Origin of the sequence: Bradyrhizobium sp. HKCCYLR20261, assembly GCF_051168435.1 — a bacterium.
Classification (GTDB): domain Bacteria; phylum Pseudomonadota; class Alphaproteobacteria; order Rhizobiales; family Xanthobacteraceae; genus Bradyrhizobium.
On sequence record NZ_JBNPUZ010000010.1, the window covers coordinates 25,835 to 49,901 of the forward strand.

The 24,067-nt window shown below is 66.2% G+C and carries 22 protein-coding genes and 1 pseudogene; 9 read left to right on the forward strand and 14 right to left on the reverse strand.

Going from position 1 to position 24,067, the window contains the following annotated elements:
* Positions 1-89: 89 nt before the first annotated feature.
* The 3 genes from ACQR1L_RS22475 to ACQR1L_RS22485 form a co-directional block, all read right to left on the reverse strand.
* Complete coding sequence (locus ACQR1L_RS22475; RefSeq protein ID WP_434860105.1) at positions 90-1,748, reverse strand: TRAP transporter large permease; 1,659 nt, start codon at positions 1,746-1,748, stop codon at positions 90-92.
* A gap of 22 nt (positions 1,749-1,770) precedes the next feature.
* The gene (locus ACQR1L_RS22480; protein ID WP_434860106.1) at positions 1,771-2,304 is read right to left on the reverse strand and encodes a TRAP transporter small permease subunit; all 534 of its coding nucleotides are present in this window, start codon (positions 2,302-2,304) and stop codon (positions 1,771-1,773) included.
* A gap of 110 nt (positions 2,305-2,414) precedes the next feature.
* A complete protein-coding gene (locus tag ACQR1L_RS22485; RefSeq protein ID WP_434860107.1) occupies positions 2,415-3,548 on the reverse strand; it encodes a TRAP transporter substrate-binding protein in 1,134 nt (377 codons plus the stop codon).
* A gap of 279 nt (positions 3,549-3,827) precedes the next feature.
* Between ACQR1L_RS22485 and ACQR1L_RS22490 the strand changes: the two are divergent.
* Positions 3,828-4,016: pseudogene (locus ACQR1L_RS22490) on the forward strand (EAL domain-containing protein); the annotation flags it as partial.
* 220 nt (positions 4,017-4,236) lie between these two features.
* Here ACQR1L_RS22490 and ACQR1L_RS22495 read toward each other — a convergent pair.
* Positions 4,237-4,620 (reverse strand): DUF1330 domain-containing protein, encoded by a 384-nt coding sequence (locus tag ACQR1L_RS22495; protein WP_434860108.1) that lies wholly within the window; start codon positions 4,618-4,620, stop codon positions 4,237-4,239.
* Positions 4,621-4,712: 92 nt separating this feature from the next.
* Complete coding sequence (locus tag ACQR1L_RS22500; RefSeq protein ID WP_434860109.1) at positions 4,713-5,777, reverse strand: hypothetical protein; 1,065 nt, start codon at positions 5,775-5,777, stop codon at positions 4,713-4,715.
* Positions 5,778-5,864: 87 nt separating this feature from the next.
* Here ACQR1L_RS22500 and ACQR1L_RS22505 point away from each other — a divergent pair, with 87 nt between their 5' ends.
* Positions 5,865-6,638 carry an EAL domain-containing protein gene (locus tag ACQR1L_RS22505; RefSeq protein WP_434860110.1) on the forward strand — a complete coding sequence of 258 codons (774 nt, stop codon included), beginning with the start codon at positions 5,865-5,867 and terminating at the stop codon, positions 6,636-6,638.
* An 11-nt stretch (positions 6,639-6,649) separates the two neighbouring features.
* On the opposite strand, the gene ACQR1L_RS22510 is transcribed toward ACQR1L_RS22505, so the two are convergent.
* Positions 6,650-6,802, reverse strand: a complete 153-nt coding sequence (locus ACQR1L_RS22510; RefSeq protein ID WP_434860111.1) for a hypothetical protein — start codon at positions 6,800-6,802, stop codon at positions 6,650-6,652.
* Between the two features lie 120 nt (positions 6,803-6,922).
* Between ACQR1L_RS22510 and ACQR1L_RS22515 the strand changes: the two genes are divergently transcribed.
* The 3 genes from ACQR1L_RS22515 (at position 6,923) to ACQR1L_RS22525 (ending at position 11,950) form a co-directional block, all read left to right on the forward strand.
* A complete protein-coding gene (locus tag ACQR1L_RS22515) occupies positions 6,923-8,113 on the forward strand; it encodes an MFS transporter (RefSeq protein ID WP_434860112.1) in 1,191 nt (396 codons plus the stop codon).
* 129 nt (positions 8,114-8,242) lie between these two features.
* Complete coding sequence (locus ACQR1L_RS22520) at positions 8,243-9,454, forward strand: MFS transporter (protein ID WP_434860113.1); 1,212 nt, start codon at positions 8,243-8,245, stop codon at positions 9,452-9,454.
* Positions 9,455-10,252: 798 nt separating this feature from the next.
* The gene (locus ACQR1L_RS22525) at positions 10,253-11,950 is read left to right on the forward strand and encodes a methyl-accepting chemotaxis protein (RefSeq protein WP_434860114.1); all 1,698 of its coding nucleotides are present in this window, start codon (positions 10,253-10,255) and stop codon (positions 11,948-11,950) included.
* Positions 11,951-11,974: 24 nt separating this feature from the next.
* Here ACQR1L_RS22525 and ACQR1L_RS22530 read toward each other — a convergent pair whose 3' ends face one another.
* The 5 genes from ACQR1L_RS22530 to ACQR1L_RS22550 form a co-directional block, all read right to left on the reverse strand.
* Positions 11,975-12,436: an NUDIX domain-containing protein gene (locus ACQR1L_RS22530; protein ID WP_434860115.1), complete on the reverse strand. Its 462-nt coding sequence runs from the start codon at positions 12,434-12,436 to the stop codon at positions 11,975-11,977.
* Between the two features lie 4 nt (positions 12,437-12,440).
* A complete protein-coding gene (locus ACQR1L_RS22535) occupies positions 12,441-13,688 on the reverse strand; it encodes a DUF763 domain-containing protein (RefSeq protein WP_434860116.1) in 1,248 nt (415 codons plus the stop codon).
* 75 nt (positions 13,689-13,763) lie between these two features.
* Complete coding sequence (gene metA / locus ACQR1L_RS22540) at positions 13,764-14,744, reverse strand: homoserine O-succinyltransferase MetA (protein WP_434860117.1); 981 nt, start codon at positions 14,742-14,744, stop codon at positions 13,764-13,766.
* Positions 14,745-14,756: 12 nt separating this feature from the next.
* Entirely contained in the window at positions 14,757-16,061 is a 1,305-nt protein-coding gene (locus ACQR1L_RS22545; protein WP_434860118.1) for an O-acetylhomoserine aminocarboxypropyltransferase/cysteine synthase family protein, read from the reverse strand.
* A gap of 150 nt (positions 16,062-16,211) precedes the next feature.
* Positions 16,212-17,162 carry an alpha/beta hydrolase gene (locus ACQR1L_RS22550; RefSeq protein ID WP_434860119.1) on the reverse strand — a complete coding sequence of 317 codons (951 nt, stop codon included), beginning with the start codon at positions 17,160-17,162 and terminating at the stop codon, positions 16,212-16,214.
* A gap of 140 nt (positions 17,163-17,302) precedes the next feature.
* Between ACQR1L_RS22550 and ACQR1L_RS22555 the strand changes: the two genes are divergently transcribed.
* A complete protein-coding gene (locus tag ACQR1L_RS22555) occupies positions 17,303-18,190 on the forward strand; it encodes a branched-chain amino acid aminotransferase (protein ID WP_434860120.1) in 888 nt (295 codons plus the stop codon).
* 1 nt (position 18,191) lies between these two features.
* On the opposite strand, the gene ACQR1L_RS22560 is transcribed toward ACQR1L_RS22555, so the two are convergent.
* Genes ACQR1L_RS22560 through ACQR1L_RS22570 form a run of 3 tightly spaced genes read right to left on the reverse strand, consistent with a single transcriptional unit; the run spans position 18,192 to position 21,347 of the window.
* Complete coding sequence (locus ACQR1L_RS22560) at positions 18,192-19,076, reverse strand: acyl-CoA acyltransferase (protein ID WP_434860121.1); 885 nt, start codon at positions 19,074-19,076, stop codon at positions 18,192-18,194.
* 36 nt (positions 19,077-19,112) lie between these two features.
* On the reverse strand, positions 19,113-20,075 hold the full coding sequence (locus ACQR1L_RS22565) for an amino acid--[acyl-carrier-protein] ligase (RefSeq protein WP_434860122.1): 963 nt from the start codon (positions 20,073-20,075) through the stop codon (positions 19,113-19,115).
* Positions 20,076-20,120: 45 nt separating this feature from the next.
* Positions 20,121-21,347 (reverse strand): acyl-CoA dehydrogenase family protein, encoded by a 1,227-nt coding sequence (locus tag ACQR1L_RS22570; RefSeq protein ID WP_434860123.1) that lies wholly within the window; start codon positions 21,345-21,347, stop codon positions 20,121-20,123.
* 343 nt (positions 21,348-21,690) lie between these two features.
* On the opposite strand from ACQR1L_RS22570, the gene ACQR1L_RS22575 reads away from it, so the two are divergent.
* The 3 genes from ACQR1L_RS22575 to mtnA all read left to right on the forward strand — a co-directional run bounded on the left by ACQR1L_RS22575 (position 21,691) and on the right by mtnA (position 24,047).
* Positions 21,691-21,963 carry a phosphopantetheine-binding protein gene (locus ACQR1L_RS22575; protein WP_434860124.1) on the forward strand — a complete coding sequence of 91 codons (273 nt, stop codon included), beginning with the start codon at positions 21,691-21,693 and terminating at the stop codon, positions 21,961-21,963.
* A gap of 88 nt (positions 21,964-22,051) precedes the next feature.
* Complete coding sequence (locus tag ACQR1L_RS22580; RefSeq protein WP_434860125.1) at positions 22,052-22,927, forward strand: S-methyl-5'-thioadenosine phosphorylase; 876 nt, start codon at positions 22,052-22,054, stop codon at positions 22,925-22,927.
* Between the two features lie 13 nt (positions 22,928-22,940).
* A complete protein-coding gene (gene mtnA, locus ACQR1L_RS22585) occupies positions 22,941-24,047 on the forward strand; it encodes an S-methyl-5-thioribose-1-phosphate isomerase (protein ID WP_434860126.1) in 1,107 nt (368 codons plus the stop codon).
* The last annotated feature ends 20 nt before the right edge of the window (positions 24,048-24,067 follow it).

Consider the following 24,067-nt stretch of genomic DNA (forward strand, 5'->3'; position numbering starts at 1 on the left):
CTCACGCAACACGACGGCTCGGCGTCGAACGGCAGGCCCTGTTCAGCGCCTGCATCAGGTGAGCCTGCATTGCCGTAGCCAGGCCGCGCTCACCCGCCATCCGACTCCGGCTGGTCGCTGTTGAAGGCGGGCGGCGGCGCGCCGTTCTTCTTTTCAGCCTCGCTCTGGCGGAAGAAGTAGTTGGGCAATCCCGTCGCCAGCATCGGCTGGGCCCAGACCAGGCCGGCCACCAGCAGCTGCATGATCACGAACGGCACCGCGCCGCGATAGATCATGCCTGTCGTGATGGAGGGCGGCGCCACGCCGCGCAGGTAGAACAAGGAGAAGCCGAACGGCGGCGTCAGGAAAGATGTCTGCAGCACGAGGCCGATCATCACGCCGAGCAGGATCGGGTCGACATCCATCATGATCAGGATCGGCGCCGTGATCGGCACGGTGATGAAGATGATCTCGAAGGTGTCGAGAAAGAAGCCGAGGATGAACATGATGGTCATGACCAGCATGACCGCCCCCAGCTGGCCGCCCGGCATGGTCTTCAGGAAGCCGCGCACCAGCTCATCGCCGCCCACCCGCGTGAACACCAGCGCGAAGGCCGTGGCGCCGAGCAGGATCACGAACACCATCGAGGTGATGGTCATCGTCCCTTTCGAGCTCTCGAACAGCGTCTCCAGGAAGCTGTCGCGCAGCGGCCTGGTGGTCAGCACCGGCACGAGAGCGAGGCCGATCACCACGAGCAGCATGGTCAGGAGGCCGAACGCGCCGGTGAGCCAGACCACCACGGCAATGGCGGCGATGAAGCCGAGCCAGAAATTGAACAGCTTCTTTTCCAGCACCGCCGGTCCCTTGCCGCCGAAATGATGGTCCGCCAGCAGCTTGATGATCGCCAGCAGCAGCGCCCCCATCGAGCCGACGGACGCGGATTCCGTCGGCGTCGCCACACCCGCGATGATCGAGCCGAGCACGGCGACGATCAGCGCCAGCGGCGGGATGAGCGCGACGGCGACCCGGCGGCCGAGGCCGGCGCGGTCCGCCGCGGACATCACCAGCGCCGGCGCGCAGGTCGGATCGATCGTGGCGCGGAACGCGACCCATAGCCCGTAGATCACGGCCAGCCCGACTCCGGGGATGAAGGCGCCGGCAAAGAGATCGCCGACCGACACGGTGTCCGGCGCGAAATTGCCCTTGGCGAGCTGCGCCGCCGAATTGGCGCCCTGCAGGATGTCGGCGGTGAAGATCAGCACCGTCGAGGGCGGGATGATCTGGCCGAGCGTGCCCGCCGCGCAGATCACGCCGGTGGCGAGCTTGGGATCATAGCCGGCCCGCATCATCGCCGGCAGTGCGAGCAGGCCCATCGCCACGACGGTGGCGCCGACCACGCCGGTCGAGGCCGCCAGCAGCGCGCCGACCACGACGACGGAGATGCCGAGCCCACCGCGCATCGACCCGAACATCTGGCCCATGGTGGTGAGCAGGACCTCGGCGATCTTCGAGCGCTCCAGCACCACGCCCATGAAGACGAACAGCGGCACCGCGATGAGCACCGGATTGGTGATGACGCCGAAGAAGCGCGAGGCGAGCCCCTGGAACAGCGCGAGGTCGAACACGCCGAGCCCCCAGCCGAGCAGGCCGAACGCAACGGCGAGTCCGCCGAGCGTCCAGGCGACGATATAGCCGAACATCAGCACGACGAGGATGGCGCCGAACAACAGCGCAGCCAGGACCTGGCCCGTCACCGCGGGATCCCACATGATGTCTATCCTTCGTATGCGTTCAGTGGGACGAGGTGCCGGCAAATTCCTCGCGGCCGCCGAAGACGAGCAGCGAGCGCCCGATCATGGCGAGTCCCTGCAGCGTGGTGAGGGCGACGAAGATCACCAGCGTGCCCTTGAGCAGCCACCAGGCCGGCAGTCCCCCGGGATTGGGCGAGCCCTCGCCGACGACAGCGGCGCTCCAGAAATGGCGCCAGAAGGCCCAGCCGACGACGGCCATGAAGGGAAACAGGAACAGCAGGGTGCCGAACAGATCCACAAGAGCGCGGTTGCGCGGCGCCATCTTGCCGTAGAAGATGTCGACCCGCACGAAGCCGCCGGTCATCATGGTGTAGGCGCCGCCGAGCACGATTGCGGTGGCGTGCTGCCAGACATAGGCCTCCTGCAGCCAGGTGAAATTCGTGTTCAGCGCATAGCGCAGATAGACGGTGGCAAAGCAGACGAGGACGGTGCCGAGCGCGAGCCACGCAACGGTCTTGCCGACCCAGCCATTGAGCGTTTCCACGCCTCTTACGAACGACGCAATCGATGACATGTCTTCCCCAGGACATGGATGAACGCGGGCAGACCGGGGTCCTGGACCCGCGGCCTTCTTCGGTGGCGACCGCCCGGACCCTCGCGACACGAGCGTCCGGGGGTCACGCATCAGGCGGTCGGGTACTTGATGCCCAGCGTGCGGGCGTTGAGGAACGCCTGCTCGTTGAAGCGCAGGAAGCGCATCGTGTTGTCGCGCGCGGCGAGATAGCTCCTCAGCGTCCGCTTCATGTGGTCGTCGCCGGCGTCCATCATGTCCTGCAGCAGCTGGCCCGCGGCATTGCCGAGGCCGGTCAGCACGTCGTTGTTGAGCCGCAGGAAGCGGACATTGTGCTGCGTCCGCAGCACCTCCATGGTGCGGCCCGAGCCGATGTCGTAGTCGACCTTCATGTCCTCGTGCATCCATTGCGCGGCGATTCGGATGATCGCCTGCAGGTCCTTCGGCAGCGCCTCGTATTTCTTGCGGTTGACCATCAGCTGCATCATGCCGCCGGGCTCCTGCACGCCAGGGCCATAGGAGATCTTGGCGACCTGGTGGAAGCCGAGCGCGAGATCGTTGAGCGGGCCGATGAACTCGGCCGCGTCGATGGCGCCGGATTGCAGCGCCGCGAAGATTTCGCCCGCGGGCAGCAGCACCGCGGAGCCGCCGACGCGCTTGAGCAGCTCGCCGCCGAGCCCGGGGATGCGCATCTTCAGCCCCTTGAAGTCGTCCATCGAATTGATCTCTTTCTTGAACCAGCCGAACGACTGCGTCGCGGTCTGGCCGGCAGGGAAGGAGATGATGCCGAATTTCTGATTGAGCTCGTCCCACAGCTGCCAGCCGCCGCCGTGATAGATCCACGCCGCCTGCTCCTGCGCGGTCATGCCGAACGGCACCGCGAAGAACACCGAGAAGGCCGGGTTCTTGCCGTGATGGTAGAACGAGGCGTCGTGGCCGAGATCGGCGGTGCCGTCCATCACCGCGTCCATGCATTTCAGCGCCGGGACGAGCTCGCCGGCGGCGAAGAACTTGATCTTGAGCCGGTCGCCCGACATCTCCTCGATCGTGCGGGCGAGGCGCTCCGCGCCGGTGCCGGCGCCGGGCAGCCCCTTCGGCCAGGAGGTCACCATGCGCAGCTCGATCGTGCCGCTGGCGATGGCCGGCGCCGGCAGCGCCGCGGCGGCCGCAGCGCCCAGCGCGGCGGACCCGGCGAGAAACGTGCGGCGGCCCAGTTTGGTGGTGTCGGTCGTAGCATTGCGAGACATGGATCCTCCCTAACCTTCTGAAATTTAAAGGGTTTACGAGCGACGCATGGTTGAAGTCATGCGTTTATGCATATCTACATTGCACCTAATGATTGGCGGGGAACCGCGGCGCGTCAAGCACGCGGCAGTGCGGCATTTCGTTTCGCGTGTTTTGGCGAATGAATCGTTTGATTAAGTAGAACGATGAAGCCCGGCTGGCGGGACGATGCGTGAGCCGCGGCAGGCGCTCAGTCCCTTCGGTATCACCGAATTCCGTGCCGCGTCGGATCGGTTTCGGCGGCCATTTACAAGCCGCGCGCCCGCATCCAGAAGTCGTCGACAGCGGCGAAGCGCGCTGATTTCCCGGCGCAGAAACTGATGTTCGAGTTCACCGAGAACGAGCGCATGGCGAGCCCCGACCATGTCGAGCGCATCGTCAAGAGCTACAAGGAGTTCGGCTTCTGGACCGGGCCCGACGATTTCGGCGCACTGCGCCCGTTGGTCGTCCGATCAATGACCGGCAACCCGGCTCCGGCCGCGGACGAAGGTCAGTTGCGCCGCCGGAGAGAGGGGCACTGTCATCGATCCAGCCAGTCGGCCTGTGGCCAGCTTTGCGTTCGTGCCGTCGAATGCCTTCGGTGCCGGACCGTGGGACGCCTGACGCTCCACCTGGAAACGGCAGGAAAGTCCGCGTCGTCCGTCAGCGTCTTCAAGGGGCGGGAGCCTCGACAACGAAGATCTTGAAGCCGGCATATTTGTCGCCGACTTTGCGCGCCTCGCGATAGGCCTCGGAGGCGAAGGTCGCCTTTGCCTTTTCAACGCTGTCGAACCGAATGATAGCCACGCGCTTGGGGGCAACATCGTCAATGGCGACAGGGGCCGCGGGCCGCACGATGAAAGAACCGCCCGCTTCGGCAAAGATCTTGGCGGCGAGCGGGAAAAATTCCTTGGCGAACTCTTCCGGCTGACGAACATCCAATTCCACGATGGCATAGGCGACCGTCGTCGCCTGCGCGGCCGCGGGGGCTGTAAGCAGATTTGCGCAGGTCAGAAGGACCCCGAGCGTGAACAAGGCGCGCGCAATGATTTTCATATCTTCTCCATGTCGTGCAAAGCGATTTGCAGCGGAACTGTCGAGGCCCGAAGCCTCGACGGTCAACGAAGAATTTTACGGATATCGGCGCGTCAATGGCGGCCTTGCAGAGCCTCGCCGCGGTCACGCTGCGCAGTTTCATAGGCAATCGCACTCACCACCATACCGTCAGCAACCAGCTGATCGAAGCTGCGCAAGAGCGATGGAGCGAGGGCGAAACCTCGCCGGCGCGCCACGATTGCCTCGCCATGGCCGGCCTCTCCTGCAAAAATGTCGCGCACATGCGTGCGCGACACGCCGAAGGCTGAACCGAGCGCGCTATACGACATCGCCGCACCATCGCGACGGGCGATTGCCTGCACGATCTTCATCAGTGCGAGCACGCCGAAAGCGCGGTTGAGAAACCGGGTCATGGCCGTGTTCTGGCTGAGAACATTGCGCGCGATGTGCGGGAAGAGCGGAATGCTCGCCGCCCGCAGATGCGGGTGAAAGCCGGGATCGCCGTTCAAGGCGAGCGCATAGGCGCTGTCGCCATGGAGGATGGCGAGCGGCACATAGTGGGCCCGCATCCATTCGAGGTCATGCTCGATCATGACGGACGTCGGGTGGATGACGCGCAGACGGCTATCCTGCGGCGGCTGATGCAGCGTGACGTATCCGGTGTCGACGAGCCGGGCGAGGATATGATCGAGCTGGCGGTCGCTGGCCACCTCGAACTGTGCCATGACCGTCTTGAGCCGCGAGATGGTCAGCCAGGTCGAGGACTCCTGGAGACGATAACCACCCCAATAGCTCATCACGATGCCATAGGTCATGATCCGGGCGGCGTCGCGCATCAGCTCGACGAGCCGAGGCCGTTCCGCATAGAGCTTCAGAACGGAATCCACGTAGCAAAGCCGGGCATAGGGAAAGAGCGGGTCTGCCAAGATCGCTTGCGCGGCAAGGGCTGACGTGTCTGCGGACCGCATACCTTCTTTCGCGGATTGGACCGGCGCGCTCGACCGGCGCTGCGACTTCGGAAACCCGACGGCGCGCTCGGCATGCCAGGGGACGTGGTGAAGACGCGGCGCAGTAGACCCCGGGCGACAGCCGCCGGTCAACGTCGGAAAGTGCGCAGCATTGCAGCTTGAAAGGCCGTAAGGGGCTCGATCGTGCATCTCCCGGTTGCCGGACGCGACCGCTTGTTCCTTCTCCGTTTGTTAACGCCATGTCCGTAGTTTGCCTGCTCAACCGGGGGACACGCCATGGCGGGCGCATGCGCAGGATGTGCTGACGGGATCGAGCTTCCGTTCGCGTTCACGATGGCGTTTCAGCCGATCGTCGATGTGGCGGCCCAGAGGATCTGGGGCTACGAGGCGCTGGTGCGCGGGCCCAATGGCGAGGGTGCGCACAGCGTCCTGTCGCAGCTCACCGAGACGCAGCTGTACAAGTTCGACCAGTCGGCCCGCGTGCTGGCGATCGAGACGGCCGGCCGCCTGTTCACCGACCCCTGTGCGCGGCTGTCGATCAACTTCATGCCCAATGCGGTCTACGAGCCGCGCGCCTGCATCCAGAAATCGCTGGCGGCGGCCAAGCGCGCCGCTTTCCCGGCGCAGAACCTGATGTTCGAATTCACAGAGAACGAGCGCATGGCGAGCCCCGACCATGTCGAGCGCATCGTCAAGAGCTACAAGGAACTCGGCTTCTGGACCGCGCTCGACGATTTCGGTGCCGGCTATGCCGGGCTCAATCTGCTGGCGCGGCTGCAGCCGAACCTGATCAAGATCGACATGGAGCTGCTGCGCGGCATCGATCGGGATCGCGCCAAGCAGATCATCGTCGCCGGCGTCGCGGCCATGGCGCGCGAGCTGAACGTCGGCGTGCTGGCCGAGGGTGTCGAGACGGAAGCAGAGTTCACGGTGCTGCGCGCGGCCGGCATCCGGCTGTTCCAGGGCTATTACTTCGCCAAGCCCGCCCTGATGGCGCTGCCGGAGGTGAGCTGGCTGGCGGAGCCTGCGCGTGATCTGGCAGCCGGCTGACCGCCTCTGCCTCACACATCCCTGGCGCTGTCGCCGGCCTTCACCTCATATTCCGCGCCCGTGACCATTGCCGCCGCATCGGAGGCGAGGAACACCGCGGCCGGCGAGTTGTCGTCGGGCCGCAGCCAGCCGACCTTCGACGAGCGGATGCTCCGGTCCCCCATACGCGGCGACGAAAATCAGTGAATTGCGAGGCCTTCTAAACAGCGCAGGACGTGAGGCGCGTCGGACCGTCATGGCGGTTTCGTACGATGCGGCTCGCTGTCGATGGGGCGGGCAAGGTGATGTTGGAGAGGAGACTGCTGACCGCGCTCGGCGTGCTTGCCGTCACCCAGCTGATCGGCTGGGGTACGCTCAGCCTGCCCGCGGTGCTCAGTCGCGAGATGGCGGCGGATCTCGGCATGACATTGCCGGCGATCTTCGCCGGTCATTCGATCCTCTATCTCGCGATGGGGATTTGCTCCCCTTGGCTGGCACGGCCGTTCGTCGAGCATGGCGCCCGGAAGGTGATGATCGCCGGCACTCTGCTGGGGGCGCCGGGGTTCGCACTGTTGGCCGCGGCGCAAGGTCCCGTCGCCTACTACGCCGCCTGGCTGCTGCTCGGCATAGCCGGCAGCGCGGCGCTGTCGACAGCCGCCTACATCGTGTTGAACGAGGTCGCGGGCGCCAACGCGCGCAGCGCGATCGGCGCGTTGATGCTGGTCACTGGCCTGTCGAGCAGCATCTTCTGGCCGGCGGGGTCGGCGATTGCGGCGACGGTCGGATGGCGCGGCACCTGCCTGGTGTATGTCGGCCTGTTGCTGCTCGTCTCGTTGCCGCTGCTCGTGATCGTGCTGCCGGGTCGCTCAGGGGATCACTCAGCGGTCGCGCCGGGAACAGAGGCGCGCGGCCGTGATGCGCCGCTCCGAAGCACTTTCCTTCTCCTGGTCGCCGCCATCGGCCTCAATGCCTTCGTCTCGATGGGCCTCAGCGCCGTCTTCATCGAGTTGCTGAAGGCGGAGGGACTGACGGCGGCGGAAGCGGTCGGGTTCGGGTCGATGCTGGGGGTGATTCAGATCGGCGCCCGCGCGCTCGACTTCCTTGGCGGCGGCCGATGGGATGGCATCACCACCGCGCTCACCGCCGGCTGCGCGCTCCCCGTGGCGATGCTGCTGCTGATCCTGGGCAGCGGCTCGCATGCCACGGTGGCGATCTTCATCGGGATCTATGGCCTCGGCAGCGGCGCGCTTGCCGTGGCGCGGGCGACGATGCCGCTGGTGTTCTACGACAAGGCGGCCTTCGCCAAGGCGTCGGCTCAGATCGCGTTGCCGCTCAACCTGCTCTCCGCCGTCTCCGCGCCCATCCTGGCCGGGCTGCTCACGGCCTATGGCAGCAACGCGCTGCTCGGGCTGACACTGGCATGCTCGTCAATGGCCCTGGTGATGCTGGTGCTGCTTCGCCGGCGCCGGCCGGCCCGCGCCGAGCCTGCGGCCTGACCGCCAGCCCCCCATCGGCGGCGGGCCGCAATTCCGAAACAGCGGGGCTGGCCCGGCCACAATGCTCTAAAACCCCGTTTGCGCCGCGTCGCAATCCGGCGGCTCATTCCCGGAAGTCTCCACGTCCCCATGCCCCCCGTCATCGCCGATCCCTCCATCCTGCGCGTCCTGATCGTGCTAGCCGTCACACAGCTGATCGCCTGGGGCACGCTCAGCCTGCCGGCGGTGATCGGCCGGGCCATGGCGGCGGATCTGGAGATGGACCTGACCGCGATCTTCGCCAGCACCACGGTGCTGTACATGTCGATGGGGCTGTGCTCGCCCCTGCTGGCCCGGCCGTTCGTCAAGCAGGGCGGCCGCCGCGTGATGATCGCGGGCACGCTGCTGGCGGCGCCCGGCTATGCGCTGCTGTCGGCCGCGCAGGGTCCTCTCACCTACTACGCGGCCTGGCTGCTGCTCGGCATCGCCGGCAGCGCGACGCTCTCGACCGCCTCCTATATCGTGCTCAACGAAGTCGCCGGCCTGCGTGCCCGCAGCGCCATCGGCGCGCTGATGCTGGTCACCGGGCTTTCGAGCAGTATCTTCTGGCCCGTCACCTCGGCGCTGTCGGCGCATATCGGCTGGCGCAGCACCTGCCTCGTTTACGCCGGCCTGCTGCTGCTGGTGTCGCTGCCGCTGTTCGTGTTCCTGCTGCCGCGCCGCGTTCACGATTCCCTGCCGGCCGGCTCGGACGCAGCGCAGTCGACGCCGGCGGCCACGCCGGCGCGCAGCACGTTCTATCTGCTGGTTGGCGCGTCCGGCCTCAACGCCTTCGTCGCCTTCGGCATGGGCGCTGTGCTGATCGAGCTCCTCAAGGCCGAGGGTCTTTCGCCCACGGAGGCCATCGGCTTCGGCTCGCTGCTCGGCGTGATCCAGATCAGCGCGCGTGTGATCGACTTCCTCGGCGGCGGCCGCTGGGACGGCATCACCACCGCGATCGTCGCAGGCCTCGCGCTGCCGGCCGCCATGCTGCTCCTGATGCTGAGCCACGGCTCGCATGTCGCCATCGCGACGTTCATGCTGATCTACGGCCTCGGCACCGGCGCGCTTGCGGTGGCGCGCGCGACCATGCCGCTGGTGTTCTATGACAAGGCGGCGTTCGCTAGGGCCTCGGCGCAGATCGGGCTGCCGATGAACGTCGCATCGGCGATCTCCGCGCCCATCCTGGTCGAGCTTCTGACCCGTTTCGGCAGCAATGCGCCGCTGGCGCTCAATTTCACCTGCTCCTGTGCCGCCGTCGTGATGCTGCTCGCGTTGCGGCATCGCCGGCCAGGGCGCGCGGCCGCATCCCGCGCCGGCTGAGTCGCCCGTCGGGCAGGGCTTGCGCAAGGCGGTCCGCGCTGCAGGGCTGCAAATTGCTCGGAACAGCCAGGCGCCGCACACGAAGTTTCTCCATCGGTTCAGGCACATCGCTGTGCTCGCACCGGTCTGCGCAGATTTTGGGCTTTCGCTTTATCGGAATTCGTGGTTCTCTGTCGTGGTCCTGCTCCATCGACGAGGGGCGCTGCGCATCGTCAGGACCGTTGGGGCGGGATGTGATGGACATGCAGGTGCCAACTGACGAGTGGCATCGGCATGGACGGCGAAGTCGCGTGGTCCTGGCACCCCGATGCTGGTGTCCGGCGGGAGCGAGCCTCAGGCGAGCTGTCGCCCACGGTGGCCAACAAGCCCGGTGCACCGAGGAGATCGCGTATAAACCGTAAACTGTCGCGCAGGGAAGGCCGGGCAAGCCGGTTGAACCTGTGGTTCCTGCCCCGTGCATTGTTTTCCGCACGGGGGCCGCAGGAATCAGCCGATGTCTGGTCTTCCCTGCACCCTCGATCCGAGGGCCGCTGCACAAAGCTCGGGCGCTCCCTGCGTCGCGGCGCCGTCAACCCGTGGACCTCGTCAGGTGTCCGCCGGTCCTTCCCAAGTCTATCGCATGTTAGTTTTAGTGAGCGGTGAGCGAAGTGTATCGGTTGTGCTCGCGTGATATGTCGCGCATTGATATATTCATAGTTCGAAAGACTAATTAGTTCGTCGACGCATCCACGCACGGATAGCAAACCATTAATGTGCGCTTGGTATCGTGCATACAGTCCATGCAACGAGAACCAGAAAATGCGACACCTGACTGTCTATCAGCGTCTCGCGGCCATCATCGCCGTGATGTCGATCGCAATGTTCGCTGTCTCCGCGATGCAGATCCTGATGCTACGCAGCACCGTCATCGAGGAGCGGCAGGCCCTGGTCCGGAACCTGGTTGAATCGGCCATCAAGGTGCTCAGTCACTATGACGCCGCGGCGGCAGCCGGAAAGATCGCGCCGGAGCAGGCTCGGCAGCAGGCCTTCGCCGCGATCGGTGCGATGCGCTGGGGGCAGTATAACGACTATCTCGGCGTGTACGGTACCGGGCCGGCGGATGCGGGCGTCACCTATGTCCACGCCAACCCGAAATACATCAACGTCAACCGCTGGGACTACAAGGACTCCACCGGCAAGCTGCTGATTCAGGACATCGTCCGCGCCGCGCGGGCCGGCGGAGGCTTCGTCGAGTACAAGGTTCCACGCGCCGGCGGCAGCACCGAGCTGCCGAAGATGTCCTATGTCGGCGCCTATGGCAGCGGCGACAAGATGCTGGCGCTTCAGGCCGGCGTCTATGTCGACGACGTCGACGCGGCCGTCTATCAGCGCGCTTTGTGGGCCAGCGTGGGGGCCCTCGCCGGGCTGCTCATTGCTGCGATCGTCGCATTCTGGCTCGGACGCAGCGTCGTTGTTCCGCTCGACCGCACCTGCGCCGTGATGGACGAGCTGACCAAGGGCCATCTCGACTTCGAGGTGCCCTTCACCGATCGCCGCAACGAGATCGGCCGCATGGCGCGCAGCCTGCAGATCCTCAAGGATCATCTCGTCGAGAGCGAGCGCATCAGGGCCGAGCAGGAGCAGGCCAAGCAGCAGGCCGCCGAGGAGCGGCGGGCGGTGCTGGCGCGCATCGCCGACGAGTTCGAGCGTTCGATCGGCGGGGTGATCCAGACCACGGCGGGTGCGGCGGGCGAGTTGCAGAGCTCGGCGCAATCGATGTCGACCATCGTCTCGGGCACCAGCGACCAGAGCGCCAAGGTCGCCGCGGCCGCCGAGCAGACCGCCAAGAACGTGCAGACCGTGTCGGCCTCGGCCGAGCAGCTGTCGTCGTCAATCCAGGAGATCGCCAAGCAGGTGACGCAGTCGTCGTCGATTGCGCAGAACGCGGTGGAGCAGGCGACCCGGACCGAATCCATGGTCACGCGACTGGTCCATGCCTCGCAGAAGATCGGCGAGGTGATGGCGCTGATCCAGACCATCGCGGGCCAGACCAACCTGCTGGCGCTGAACGCCACCATCGAGTCGGCGCGCGCGGGCGAGGCCGGCAAGGGCTTTGCGGTCGTCGCCAACGAGGTGAAGGCGCTGTCGGCGCAGACCGCCAAGGCGACTGAGGAGATCACCAGCCAGATCGAGGCGATCCGCGACGCGACCACCTCCACCGTCACCGCGATCCGCGAGATCGGCACCACGATCGGCCAGATGAACGAGATCACCGAAACCATCGCGGCCGCGGTCGAGGAGCAGGGCGTCGCGACCAAGGAGATCGCCCGCAGCGTCCAGCAGGCGGCGCAGGGCACGCAGGGCGTGATGCAGCACATCGTCGGCGTGCGCGAGGCGTCGGGGCAGGTCGGCGCGGCGGCGGCGCAGGTACTGAGCGCGGCGGCCCAGCTCGGCAGCCAGTCGGATCAGTTGAAGAACCAGACCGGGCGCTTCCTCGGCAACGTCCGCGCGGCCTGACACGAGGCAGCGGACGGTGACGATTCACCCTCCGCTGATCTCCACCAGACGATCGATCAACGCTGCCTGCGCCGGATTGATGCGGGCCCTGGCCTCGGCGAGATCGAACCAGGCGGCGCGATCGACCTCAGGAAAGCGCTGCAGACGGCCGCTCCGCGGCGGCCATTCGAGCTCGAAGTCGTTGCTGACGATGGCCTCGGCATCGAGATCGGTCTCGGCGGCGAACGCCTCGACCACCTTGCCGCCGCGCTGCTTGATCTCGCCGAGCGCGATCAGCGGCGCGCTGAGCTCAGTGCCGAGCTCCTCGGCGAATTCGCGCCGCGCCACCGCTTCGGCGGTCTCGCCGGCGCCGAACTCGCCCTTCGGGATCGACCACGCGCCCGCATCCTTGTTGCGCCAGAACGGTCCGCCCGGATGCACCAGCAGCACCTCAAGCGTGCCGCCGCGACGACGAAAGGCGAGCACGCCCGCGCTGCGCGCCGGCATGTGCTCAGGCCTCGTCGGTGCGCTGGATCAGTTCGCGCTCCCAGCCGAACACCGAGCGCCCGTCCAGCTCCGGCGATGCGGCGCGCTCAGTGGCGATGAAGGCATCGAGCGACGGGCCTGTCGCGGTCCGTTCCAGCTGCCGCGCCTGATCGTCGAGCCGCTTCAGCGCCGCCAGCGCTTCGTCACGGCCGAGCTTGGCGTTACCGACCGCCGACTTCAGCACGCGAATGGTCTCGTCATAGACCTTGATGGGCACGGGATAGGGATGCCTATCCTTGCCGCCATGCGCCAGCGAGAACCGCGCCGGATCCGTGAACCGATATGGCGCGCCATGCACGACCTCGGCGACCATCGCCAGCGAGCGCACGGTGCGGGCGCCGACGCCGGGAGTCAGCAGCAGCTCGGGGAAATCCACGGGGCCGCGCTCGGCAGCCGCCGCCAGGGTGCCGTGCAGCCGGCGGGCGAACACGTTCTTCGGCCTGACGTCGTGATGATCGGGCATGATGAGATGCGGCAGCATCGCTTGCGCCTGCACCGGCGTTGGCGTGCTCAGCCGCTCGAACTCGGTGACGACGCGATCTGGGCCGAGGTCGATCAGTAGCTCGAGCTGGGCGTTGCGCGACGGCGCGGCGCGCTTGTCGGTGAGGTTGACGATCTCGCCCTGCGCGGGTCCATCGATCGCGCTGTGCGGCGCGTCGACGAAGTCGGCGATGTCCGGAGAGTGCCAGTGGTAGCGCCGGGCCTGACGCGCCTCGCCATTCATGCCCTGCTGCACGACGGTCCATTTGCCATCGGCGGTGACGAAGAAGCCGTGCAGATAGAGGTCGAAGCCGTCCTGCACGGCGGCGCTGTCGACCTTGGCGACGAGCTTGCTGGTGCGCACCAAGCCCTCGCCGTCGAGGCCGAGCCGGTCGCTCAGCAGGCGCAGCTCGTCCGGCGTCTTGCGCGAATGCTCGCCGCGGCCGCCGCAGACATGGATGCCGAGCTCGCCGGACAGTGGCTTCAGCCCGCGCTTCAGCGCGCCGATCACGCTGGTGGTGATCCCCGACGAGTGCCAGTCCATGCCCATGACAGCGCCGAACGACTGGAACCAGAACGGATGCGACAGCCGCGCCAAAAATTCGTCGCGGCCGTAATGATGCACGATCGCCTGCGTGATGATCGCGCCGAGCGAGGCCATGCGCGTGCCGAGCCAGGCCGGGACACGCCCGGAATGGAGCGGAAGATCAGCGCTGCCGGTGCGACGGGCCATCGGAACCTTGCAAAGCAGGAGGACCGGGCCAATCTAACAGATCAGGATGCGCGATGCGATGCGTGTGGTTGTCCGCTATCCGCTTTGTCCGAGGTATGCGAGCCAGTTTCTGAACAGGACCAGCGCCGCACTCCCCGAGGCGAGGTCGGGGCGCAGCGTCAGCCCTGGCAGGTCGGCGGCCATGGTCGGATCTCGCCTTTCCTTGGCGCGCGCCTCGAACGCGGTCAGCACCGCCTCGGTCTCGGCGCTGAAATAGGATTTCGGCTGGCACGGATAGTCGTCGCGCTGGCCGGCGAGATAGCGCGCGATGTCGCGCATGTATTCGCGCTGCAGGGAGAGCGCGTCATATTCGGGGTGGCCCTGGAAGAACACGAATCGGCTCGGCATGTCGCGGGCGAAGATGTCGACGCCGACATCGGCGGATCGGGTCAGGATGTCGTAGCCGCGCGCCGCCAGCAACGGCTCGTTGACGGCGTTGAGCCGGGAATGCGGCACCTTGAGCGGGGAGTGGATGTTGCGCGTGAGCCAGTCGTCCTTGACCTTCACGCAGTCGAAGATGCCGGAGCACTTGAAGGCAAGCCGCTGCCGCTCGATGTCGTCGAGATGCAGCACCGCCGCGTGGGCCGCGAGGCAGGACCAGATCGTCGAGCGTGTGTTGGTCCTCGCCCAGTCGATCAGGGCGGTGAGATCAGGCCAATAGGGCTCATCGCGCAGCTGCGCGGCGATGGGCTCCGCGCCGGTGACGATCAGCCCGTCGATCCCGAGCCGGTCGAGCCGCTCGATCTGCGTGTAGGCCTGGGCCAGATAGCTTTGAGCTGCCGGCGATCGCCCGATCGACGGCAAGGAGAAGCAATGCAGCCGGATGTGCACGTCGCGCGGCGCGGATTGCTGCAGCAACTTGGCGATCTGGACGTCGGTCGCCTTCAGCGCGCTGTCCGGCATGTTGTTGACGAGCCCGATGGTCAGCTCGCCCGCCCGCCGCGCGCGGCCGTCGAGGTCGACGGGCACGAGAGCAGGGCTCGTGATCCTGCGATGTCTGTCGAACAGCAGGGTCATCGGCTGCTGGCTCTACTCGGCTGCATCCAGCTGGCGCTGAGGCGGACAGGCCTGCGCGAGCGCCTGGTCGAGATCCTCGATGATGTCGCTGATGTGCTCGATGCCGATCGAGAGACGGATCGTCTCCGGCAGCACGCCAGCCTTGCGCTGGTCGTCCGGCGGCATCTGCCGGTGCGTGGTCGAGGCGGGATGGCAGGCGAGCGACTTGGCATCGCCGATGTTGACGAGACGGGTGATCAGCTTCAGCGCGTCGTAGAACGCCTTGCCGGCCTCCATCCCACCCTTGATGCCGAACGTGAACAGCGACGACGCGCGGCCGTCGAGATATTTCTGGACCAGCGGGTAGTAAGGACTGTCAGGAAAGCCCGTGTAGTTGACCCAGGCGACGCGCGAATCGTTGCGCAGGAATTCGGCGACCTTGCGCGCGTTCTCGACGTGGCGCTCCATGCGCAGCGCCACGGTCTCAATGCCCTGCAGCAGCAGGAAGGCGTTGAAGGGCGACAGCACGGCGCCCATGGTGCGCTGATAGACGCTGCGGGCGCGCTGGATGTAGGCGCTGCGGCCGAAATGGTCGGCGTAGACCATGCCGTGATAAGAGGTGTCCGGCTGGGTGAAGGCCGGGAAGCGGTCGGCGTGCTGCTTCCAGGGGAAGTTGCCGCTGTCGACCAGCATGCCACCGAGCGTGGTGCCGTGGCCGCCGAGGAATTTAGTCAGCGAATGAACGGCGATGTCGGCGCCGTAGTCGAACGGCCGCAGCAGGATGGGCGTGGCGACCGTGTTGTCGACGATCAGCGGCACGCCGTTGCGATGCGCGACCTTGGCGAGCGCCTCGATGTCGCAGACGTTGCCGGCGGGATTGCCGATCGTCTCGGCGAACACCGCCTTGGTGTTCTCGTCGATCAGCCGCTCGATCGCGTCGGGCTGATCACTTTCCGCGAAGCGCCCCGTGATACCCTGCCGCGGCAGGATGTGGCCGAGCAGCGTGTGCGTGGTGCCGTAGAGCTGCGGCACCGAGACGATGTTGCCGCCGCCATCGGCGATGTTGACGAACGCGAAGTGCAGCGCCGCCTGGCCGGTGCCGACGGCGAGCGCGCCGACGCCGCCTTCGAGCTCGGCGACGCGCTTCTCCAGCACGGCTGTCGTGGGATTGGAGATGCGGCTGTAGCGATAGCCTTCGACTTCGAGATTGAACAGCGCGGCGCCGTGATCGGCGCTGTCGAACGCGTAGGCGGCGGTCTGATAGATCGGCACCGCAACCGCCTTGGTCGTGCCCTCGGGCTCATAGCCGGCGTGGATTGCAATCGTCTCGTTGCGCATCGGCGATCTCCGCTCCCGCATCGTCTGCTGATGCAGGCTGCTCGTATTCCGCGAGTGACCGATTTGTATGAGCGCAGCGGTAAAGCGGTTCATAATTCGCGACAACAACGACGAAATAACCCTAACGATGTCTCGCCGTATTACCTCGAATTAATGGGAGCCGGAGTCCTGCAGCAGCGATTGAAGTTGGCGCCCAATCAGGTCCAGTGCTGGCTTGGCCTGCGGCAGGATCGCGCCGAGCGCGTGGAAATTATGAACCATGCCGTCGTGGCAGACGTGCGTGACGTCAACACCAGCCGCCGCGAGCCTGGCGGCGTAAGCATTACCCTCATCCCGCATCGGATCGAATTCCGCGGTGTGGATGATCGCGGGCGGCAATCCGGCAAGTGCAGGCGCGCGCAGAGGAGAGATCCTCGGGTCGTCCAGAGCGATTGCCTCGGGAAGATAGTCGGCGAGGTCGGCCTGCCAGGTCGCCGCGTCGATCAGGTAGCCGCTCCCGTACTCCTCGCGGGACGGCCACGCCGTCGCGAAATCCAACACGGGACAGATGAGACATTGCGCGGAGATCGGCCAACGGCCCGAGGCATCCTGGCACACCGCGGCCGCGAGCGTCGCGCCGGCGGAATCGCCACCGACCACGAGTCTTTCGTTGTCGATCCCGAGTGCGACGGCCTCATCAAAGGCGAATTGGACCGCGGCCAGCGCGTCATCGAGCGCGGCGGGGAATTTGTGCTCCGGCGCGAGCCGGTAGTCGATCGAGAGCAGCCGGCAGCCAGAGGCTACCGCAAGGGCCGCCGCGACCTTGTCGTGGGTCTCGATACTCCCCGCAACGAGCCCGCCGCCATGAAAGTAGACGAAGCCGGGGAGACGATCGCCGGTGATCTCATCCGTAGCAGACGTGTACAGGCGATATCGGACCGGACCGGCGGGGGAGTGGAGATGCGCGTCCCGCGTGACGACCGCGCCAAGATCGTTGCGCGAGAACTGCATCAGCTTCGCGAGCGATTGCCGGCGCTGCTCCGGGCTCGGCCGCTCCCGAGCGCCCGCTCCGGCAGCGGCGACCATTGTCAGCAGGCGCTGGGCGCGAGGATCGAGCGGCATCAGTGTTCCGGGTTAACCAAGACGACGGCCATCATCGCAGCGAAGCGTGAATTGATCATGAGCAGCGGCGCGGCGAGGAGATCCTTAAAATCTCCACGCCAGAACGGCAGGATCGATTGCCATCGAACGGGAGGGCCGCCATGACCACCATCGTCAAGCCTGTCAGCTACTCGCAGACCTGGACGTTCTTCGACGGCGAATGGCGCGAGGGCAACGCGCCGATCATGGGCGTGCGCACGCATGCCACCTGGCTCGCCTCGACGGTGTTCGACGGCGCCCGCGCGTTCGAGGGCGTGACGCCGGATCTCGATCGGCACTGCGCGCGGGTGAACCAGTCGGCGATCAATTTCCGGCTCAAGCCGGTGGTGGACGTCGGGACCTGGATGGGGTTGGCCCGCGAAGGGATCGCGCGGTTCGGCGCGAAGGCCGAACTCTACATCCGGCCGATGTACTGGGCGCAGCATGGCGCCGGCGGCGGCGTTCTGTTCGACCCCGAGACCACCAATTGGTGCCTGTGCATCTACGAGGCGCCGATGCCGCAGCCGACCGGCAATGCGATCACGCTGTCGCCGTTCCGGCGGCCGACCGCCGAATGCGCGCCGGTCGACGCCAAAGCCGCCTGCCTCTACCCGAACAATTCGCGGGCGCTGATCGAGGCGGCGTCGCGGGGTTTCAACAATTGCCTGATGCTCGACATGCTCGGCAATGTCGCCGAATTCGGCAATGCCAATGTGTTCATGGTGAAGGACGGCGTCGTGTTCACGCCGGTGCCGAACGGCACCTTCCTCAACGGCATCACCCGCCAGCGCGTCATCGATCTCCTGCGCGGCGACGGCGCCAGCGTGGTCGAGACCACGCTGCGCTACGCAGATTTCCTGGACGCCGACGAGATCTTCTCTTCAGGCAACTTCGCCAAGGTGGCGCCGGTCATCCGCATCGACGATCGGACCTTGCCGATCGGCCCGGTGTTCAGCCGGGCGCGAAAGCTCTATTGGGACTACGCGCATGAGGTCAGGGCGGCCGCCTGAGCTAGGGGCCATACAGCGAAAGCTCGGTATCGCTGAGATTGCCGAGCCGAGGCGGTTGCGGGCCCTTGATGTATTTCCGGCCGCGCCGCTCGGTGTAGATGCCGATGAGACCGTCGATCAGGCCGTTGGCATCGACCATCACGGAGATGCGGCCGCGCCGCAGCAGCAGAAGCCGGCCGATCGCGCCGGCGCAGCCGACGTAGTCGGAGATGTCGCGGCAGTAGATCAGCTGCATTGCAGGCAAGGCGCAGCGTCCCTGCCGAATTCGGACCTTCTGAAGGACCAGAGGAACGGGGCCGGTCTTCGAACGCACGACAACGCTGAGACAGCCGTAGCGGGCGTGGCGGATGAGCAGGTCGGCTTCATGAGGCGGAATGCCGTTCACACTCCCGGCGTCCGCCTCGATCCGGTCGATCGGCGAACCGAGGCCGGCGGTCGACAGCAAGGGCAGCGAGAAGAACAGTCCGCGGCAATAGGCGCGAAAGCCCTGCGCCTCGATGATCGGCCAGGTCGGCCTGGCCGCGCTGATATTGACGTAAGTGACCTCTGGCCGCCGCTGCGCGATGCGCGTCAGCATCGTCGCATAGTTGCGGAACGCAGGCTCGACGTACCAGCTCGACAGGTTGCACCAGATCCGCGGCTCTCCAGGCGTGCCGCGATCGCTATAGATCAGGAGCAGAACGCCGACGGCGCTGCCGTCGTGGTCCAGCAGATAGCCGTAACGCGGATAGCCGTCAGGTACGGCCCGGCCTCCTTGCCGCCGCAGCCCGCTCGACCAGTAGTCGCGCGGGCGCCGCGGGAAGCCGCGCGTCAAGAGATCGGCCACCGCATCGAGGTCGGACTCTCCGATCTCGCGGCACCGGATCACTGGCTTGAGCGCGGTCATGAGCTGTCTTGTCGATCCCCGGCGGTGAGCGCTGCGCTATCCGACCGGGACGGCCTGCCGCTCCAGCCGCAGCATCTCGCGGACGCGCGAAGGCCAGCGCGCGAGATCGACGCCGTGGGTGTAGAACAACGCAACAGCGAGCCGGTCCATGCCGAAGGCGACGCAGCCGGTATGGGCCGGGGCGCCGTCGGCGTCGGCGATGCCCCAGGTCGTGCCGAAATGCTCGCGGTGATAGTTGAAGCTCATGCAGGCCGTCGGCTGCTCCTCGGAGCGCAGCGGCACCAGCAGCTCGAACTTGAGCGACTGCTGCTTCTGGCTGACGGCCTTCATCTGGCCGACGCGGCCGAAGAACGGATCGCTTGCGTGATCGACGCGGAACGAGAGGCCGAGGTCCGTGGCGATCGCCTGAGCCTTCACCATCCAGCGGTCGCGGAAAGCGGAGACATCGTCGGGCGTGCCGATGCAGACATATTCGCGCATCCGGAACGATTGCAGCCGGTCGAGATGCCGCGACGGCTCGCGGCGGAAGCAATCGGCAGCGACGTCGAAGCGCAGACCGCCGACCGGCAGCGCGCCGCGGCTGGCCGCGATCGGATAGACCGGATAGCAGGCCGCCGGCGACAGCACGAGATCGGCGGGCGACAGCGACGTCGTCCAGTCGCCGCCCCGGTCGAAGCGGGCCACCGCCTCATGGATGTCGCGCTCGGTGCCATGCAGGCCGCAGACGCAGCCGAGCAGGTTGGGGAAGCTCTTGAGATAGCCGGACTTCTCGAGCTGCGCGCGGCTCATCACCGGCGGGAAGCGCATCACTTCGGTGCCGGGCTCGCGGTGACGGGTGATGAGGGCGGCAAGCTGCTCGACGACGCCTTCGTAGAGCGCGGTGCGCGCATAGACGCCATCCGCGCCCATGCGGTGAAAGAGGGCGTCGGTGAGATGATCCAGGGCGTCGACCGGCTGAGGGGCAATCTCGGGCGACTGCGGGAGAACCGGAATGGTCATGTCTCAAATCCTGTCTGGAGGCAAAATCGATGTGCGGCGCGATCGTTATTCGTAGAGCGAGGCCGGAACCGCGCTCATCAAATTCGCGGTGGCGATATTGGTCAGGATGCGATCATTGTTGATCATGATCGGCGCCGACAGCACGTCGCGCAGATGGCGGCCGATCGAGAACTCGCCGTCATTGCGATAGCCGGACAGGCCGCAGGCGCGCATCGCATGCATCACCGTCTCGACCGCGAGCTCGGACGCCTGCACCTTCAGCAGTGTGATCGACGACTGGAAGTCGAGCGAGCTCAGCGCGCGCTCGTCATATTCATGCGCGACGAACGCATCCATGTTGGTGACGATCATCGCGCGCAGGCGGGCCAGCGCCATCTTGGCGGCGGTGTAGTGCGCGGCGGCGGGCGGCATCTGTCCGTTCGCCCCGCGCGCGGCCTTGCGCAGGAAACGCTGTGCGCGCAGCACGGCGGCGGCGGCGATGCCGGCCCAGGCAGACGACCAGCACAGATGCGCGAACGGCGTCATCGTCTGACCGTGGATGCGGTCATAGGCTTCCGGGAAGACGCGGTCGGCGGGGCAGTTCACCTCGAGCGCAAAGCCGGTCGAGCAGGTGCCGCGCATGCCGAGCGTCTCCCAGCCCTGGGTGCGCGTGATGGTGTAGTCGTCCTTGGTCAGCGCCAGCAGTACCTGATCGGAGGCTGCTGCGCCGTCGGCGCGCCGCGCGATCGTCACGAGACCATCCGCCTCGGCGCCATAGGAGATCACGGTGGCATCGCGCGACAGCGTGATGCGCTCGCCATCATGGCCGACGGCAGCCGCGCTGGCGCGGATGTTGCCGCCGTTCTGGCCCTCGGTGGTGGAGGAGGCCATCAGCAGCTGCTCGGATGCGATCCGCCGCATCAGGGATTCCATGTAGGGATTGCCACGGCCATGGCGGACGATGCAGGCCACCTTGGTCTGGTGCATGGCGAAGATCATGGCGCTGGAGGCGCAGGCGCGGCCGAGCGCGTAGCAGACGTCGGCGATGTCGTGGACCGAGGCGCCGAAGCCGCCGAACTCGACCGGGATCAGCATGCCCAGCAGCTTCTGCTCGCGTGCCGCGTCGATCGCGGCCTTGGGGAAACGACCGTCGCGATCGACGGCTTCTGCCTCGGCAGCCGCCTGCGCGGCCACGGCGACGCTCCGCTGCAGAAACAGCGAGCTGCGATCGAGCAGGAGACGTTCGCCGTCATCGGCGATCGGCGTGCGAAGCGCGGTTCCCTGGACAGTCATGACCGATTTGAGCTCCGGATTTTGTCGTTGTTGAAAGACCGGCCTGCCGCGTCCCGTCACGCTGCGCCGATGCCTTGCGCCGTCTCTGGGCTGCAACGCAGGGTATGGATTTGATTCAAATGCGTCGACGAAATTCGAGGTAAACGCCGTGGAATCACGGGGCCGGGGTTAATTGTCGGTTTCCGGCGCCGGTCAATTTGGAGCTAACGCGTTAGCGTTAAAACAATTCAGGGATGGAACACCGCGCTTGTGTAACGCTTTCGCTGCCATACCGCGTTATCTCTACGATCGAGGCAACCGACAGGTGGATCACGCGTCTGCTGTCTTGCGAATGAGAAATCACATGCCGAATTTTAAAGCCGATATTTCAGACCGCGTCGTCGCGCTGGTGCGGGACATCCTGGTTCAGAACGGGATCTCCGCCGATCTCGAAGCCGACACGAAGCTCGTGGATGCCGGCCTCACCTCGATGGACATGGTCAATCTGATGCTCTCTATCGAGGCGGAGTTCGATTTCACGATTCCGCAGGAGCTGATCACGCCGGACAATTTCCGGTCGATCGCCACGCTCGAGCGGCTGGTGGCCGGACAGCTCGCGGCGGACCAGGCGGCCTGACCATAGCTGTCTTCGGACAGCCGCGCCGCCGCTGTTTTCAATTTGCCTCAAAGCTGGCATTCTTATCTCCCTTGGAGATGGGGACGTCATGACGAAGGCTGTACTTGGCATTATCGGCGGCTCGGGCATCTATGACCTGCCGGGACTGGAAGATGCCCACGAAGAGGTGATCGCGAGCCCGTGGGGCGAGCCGTCGGCGCCGTTGCGGCGCGGCACCATCGCCGGCCTGCCGATCGTGTTCCTGCCGCGTCACGACAAGGGACACCGGCTGTCACCGTCCGACATCAACTATCGCGCCAACATCGACGTGTTGAAGCGCGCTGGCGTCACCGACCTGGTGTCGCTGTCGGCCTGTGGCTCCTTCAAGGAAGAGCTGCCGCCGGGCACATTCGTGCTGGTCGATCAGTTCGTCGACCGCACCTACAAGCGTGAGAGCTCGTTCTTCGGCAAAGGCTGCGTCGCGCATGTGTCGATGGCGCATCCGGTGTCGCCGCGGCTGCGCATTCATCTCGCCGCGGCCGCGGAGGCTGAGGGCATCGCCGTCGTGCGCGGCGGGACCTATGTCTGCATGGAGGGGCCGCAGTTCTCGACCTATGCCGAGAGCATGACCTACAAATCGTCGGGCTATTCGGTGATCGGCATGACCAACATGCCCGAGGCCAAGCTCGCCCGCGAGGCCGAGATCTGCTACGCGACGGTGGCGATGGTGACGGATTTCGACTGCTGGCATCCGGACCACGACGCCGTCACGGTGCAGGACATCATCCGGGTGCTGACCACCAACGCCGACAAGGCCAAGGGGCTGGTGGCGCGGCTCGCCCGCGAGTTTCCGCATGAGCATGAGCCGTGCCCGATCGGCTCGGACCGCGCGCTCGACACTGCTTTGATCACGGCGCCAGAGGCCCGCGATCCCGACCTCCTCAAGAAGCTCGATGCGGTCGCAGGCCGCATCCTGCGCGGCTGACAGGAGGCCGAACATGAAAGTGGACGGCAAGCATTTTCGCAGCATCTGGCTCGATGCCGACGGCTGGACGGTTTGTGCCATCGATCAGCGCCGGCTGCCGCACGAGTTTGTCGTGGCGAAGATCACGACCTGCGAGGAAGCGGCGGATGCGATCCGCCACATGCTGGTGCGCGGTGCGCCGCTGATCGGTGCGACCGCCGCCTTCGGCATGGCGTTGGCGATGCGCGACGACCGCTCCGACCCTGGCATAGACCGCGCCTACGAGATGCTGATCGCCACGCGGCCGACGGCGATTAATCTGAAATGGGCGCTCGACACCATGAGCACGATGCTGCGCCGGCTGGCGCCATCGGAGCGGCGGGACGCGGCCTATGCGCGTGCGGTCGACATTGCCGGCGAGGACGTCACCATCAATCAGGGCATCGCGGCGCATGGTCTCGCGCTGATCGAGGCCGCAGCCGCGCGCAAGAAGCCTGGTGAAGTCGTCAACGTGCTGACCCATTGCAACGCCGGCTGGCTGGCGACGGTCGATTGGGGCACGGCGACGGCGCCGATCTATCTGGCCCACGATCGCGGCATCCCGATCCATGTCTGGGTCGACGAGACGCGGCCACGCAACCAGGGCGCCTCGCTCACCGCCTGGGAGCTCGGCCATCACGGCGTGTCGCACACCGTGATCCCGGACAACACCGGCGGACACCTGATGCAGCATGGCATGGTGGATCTCGCGATCGTCGGCACCGACCGCGTCGCCGCCAATGGCGATGTCTGCAACAAGATCGGCACCTATCTGAAGGCGCTGGCGGCGCATGACAACGGCGTGCCGTTCTACGTCGCGCTGCCGTCGCCGACGATCGACTTTGCCGTCGCCGACGGACGGCAGATCCCGATCGAGCAGCGCAGCGCGCAGGAAGTGACGGAGATGACCGGCCGCACCGTCGACGGCCGCATCGAGACAGTGCGCATCGTGCCGCCGGGATCACCCGTCGCGAACTACGGATTTGACGTCACGCCGGCGCGTCTGGTGAGCGGACTGATCACCGAACGCGGCGTGCTGCAGGCCGATGGCGCGGCGTTGTCGGCCGCGTTTCCCGAGCGGGCAAAACAGACCAACTATTAGCCGCTCTCGCGAAGCCGGCG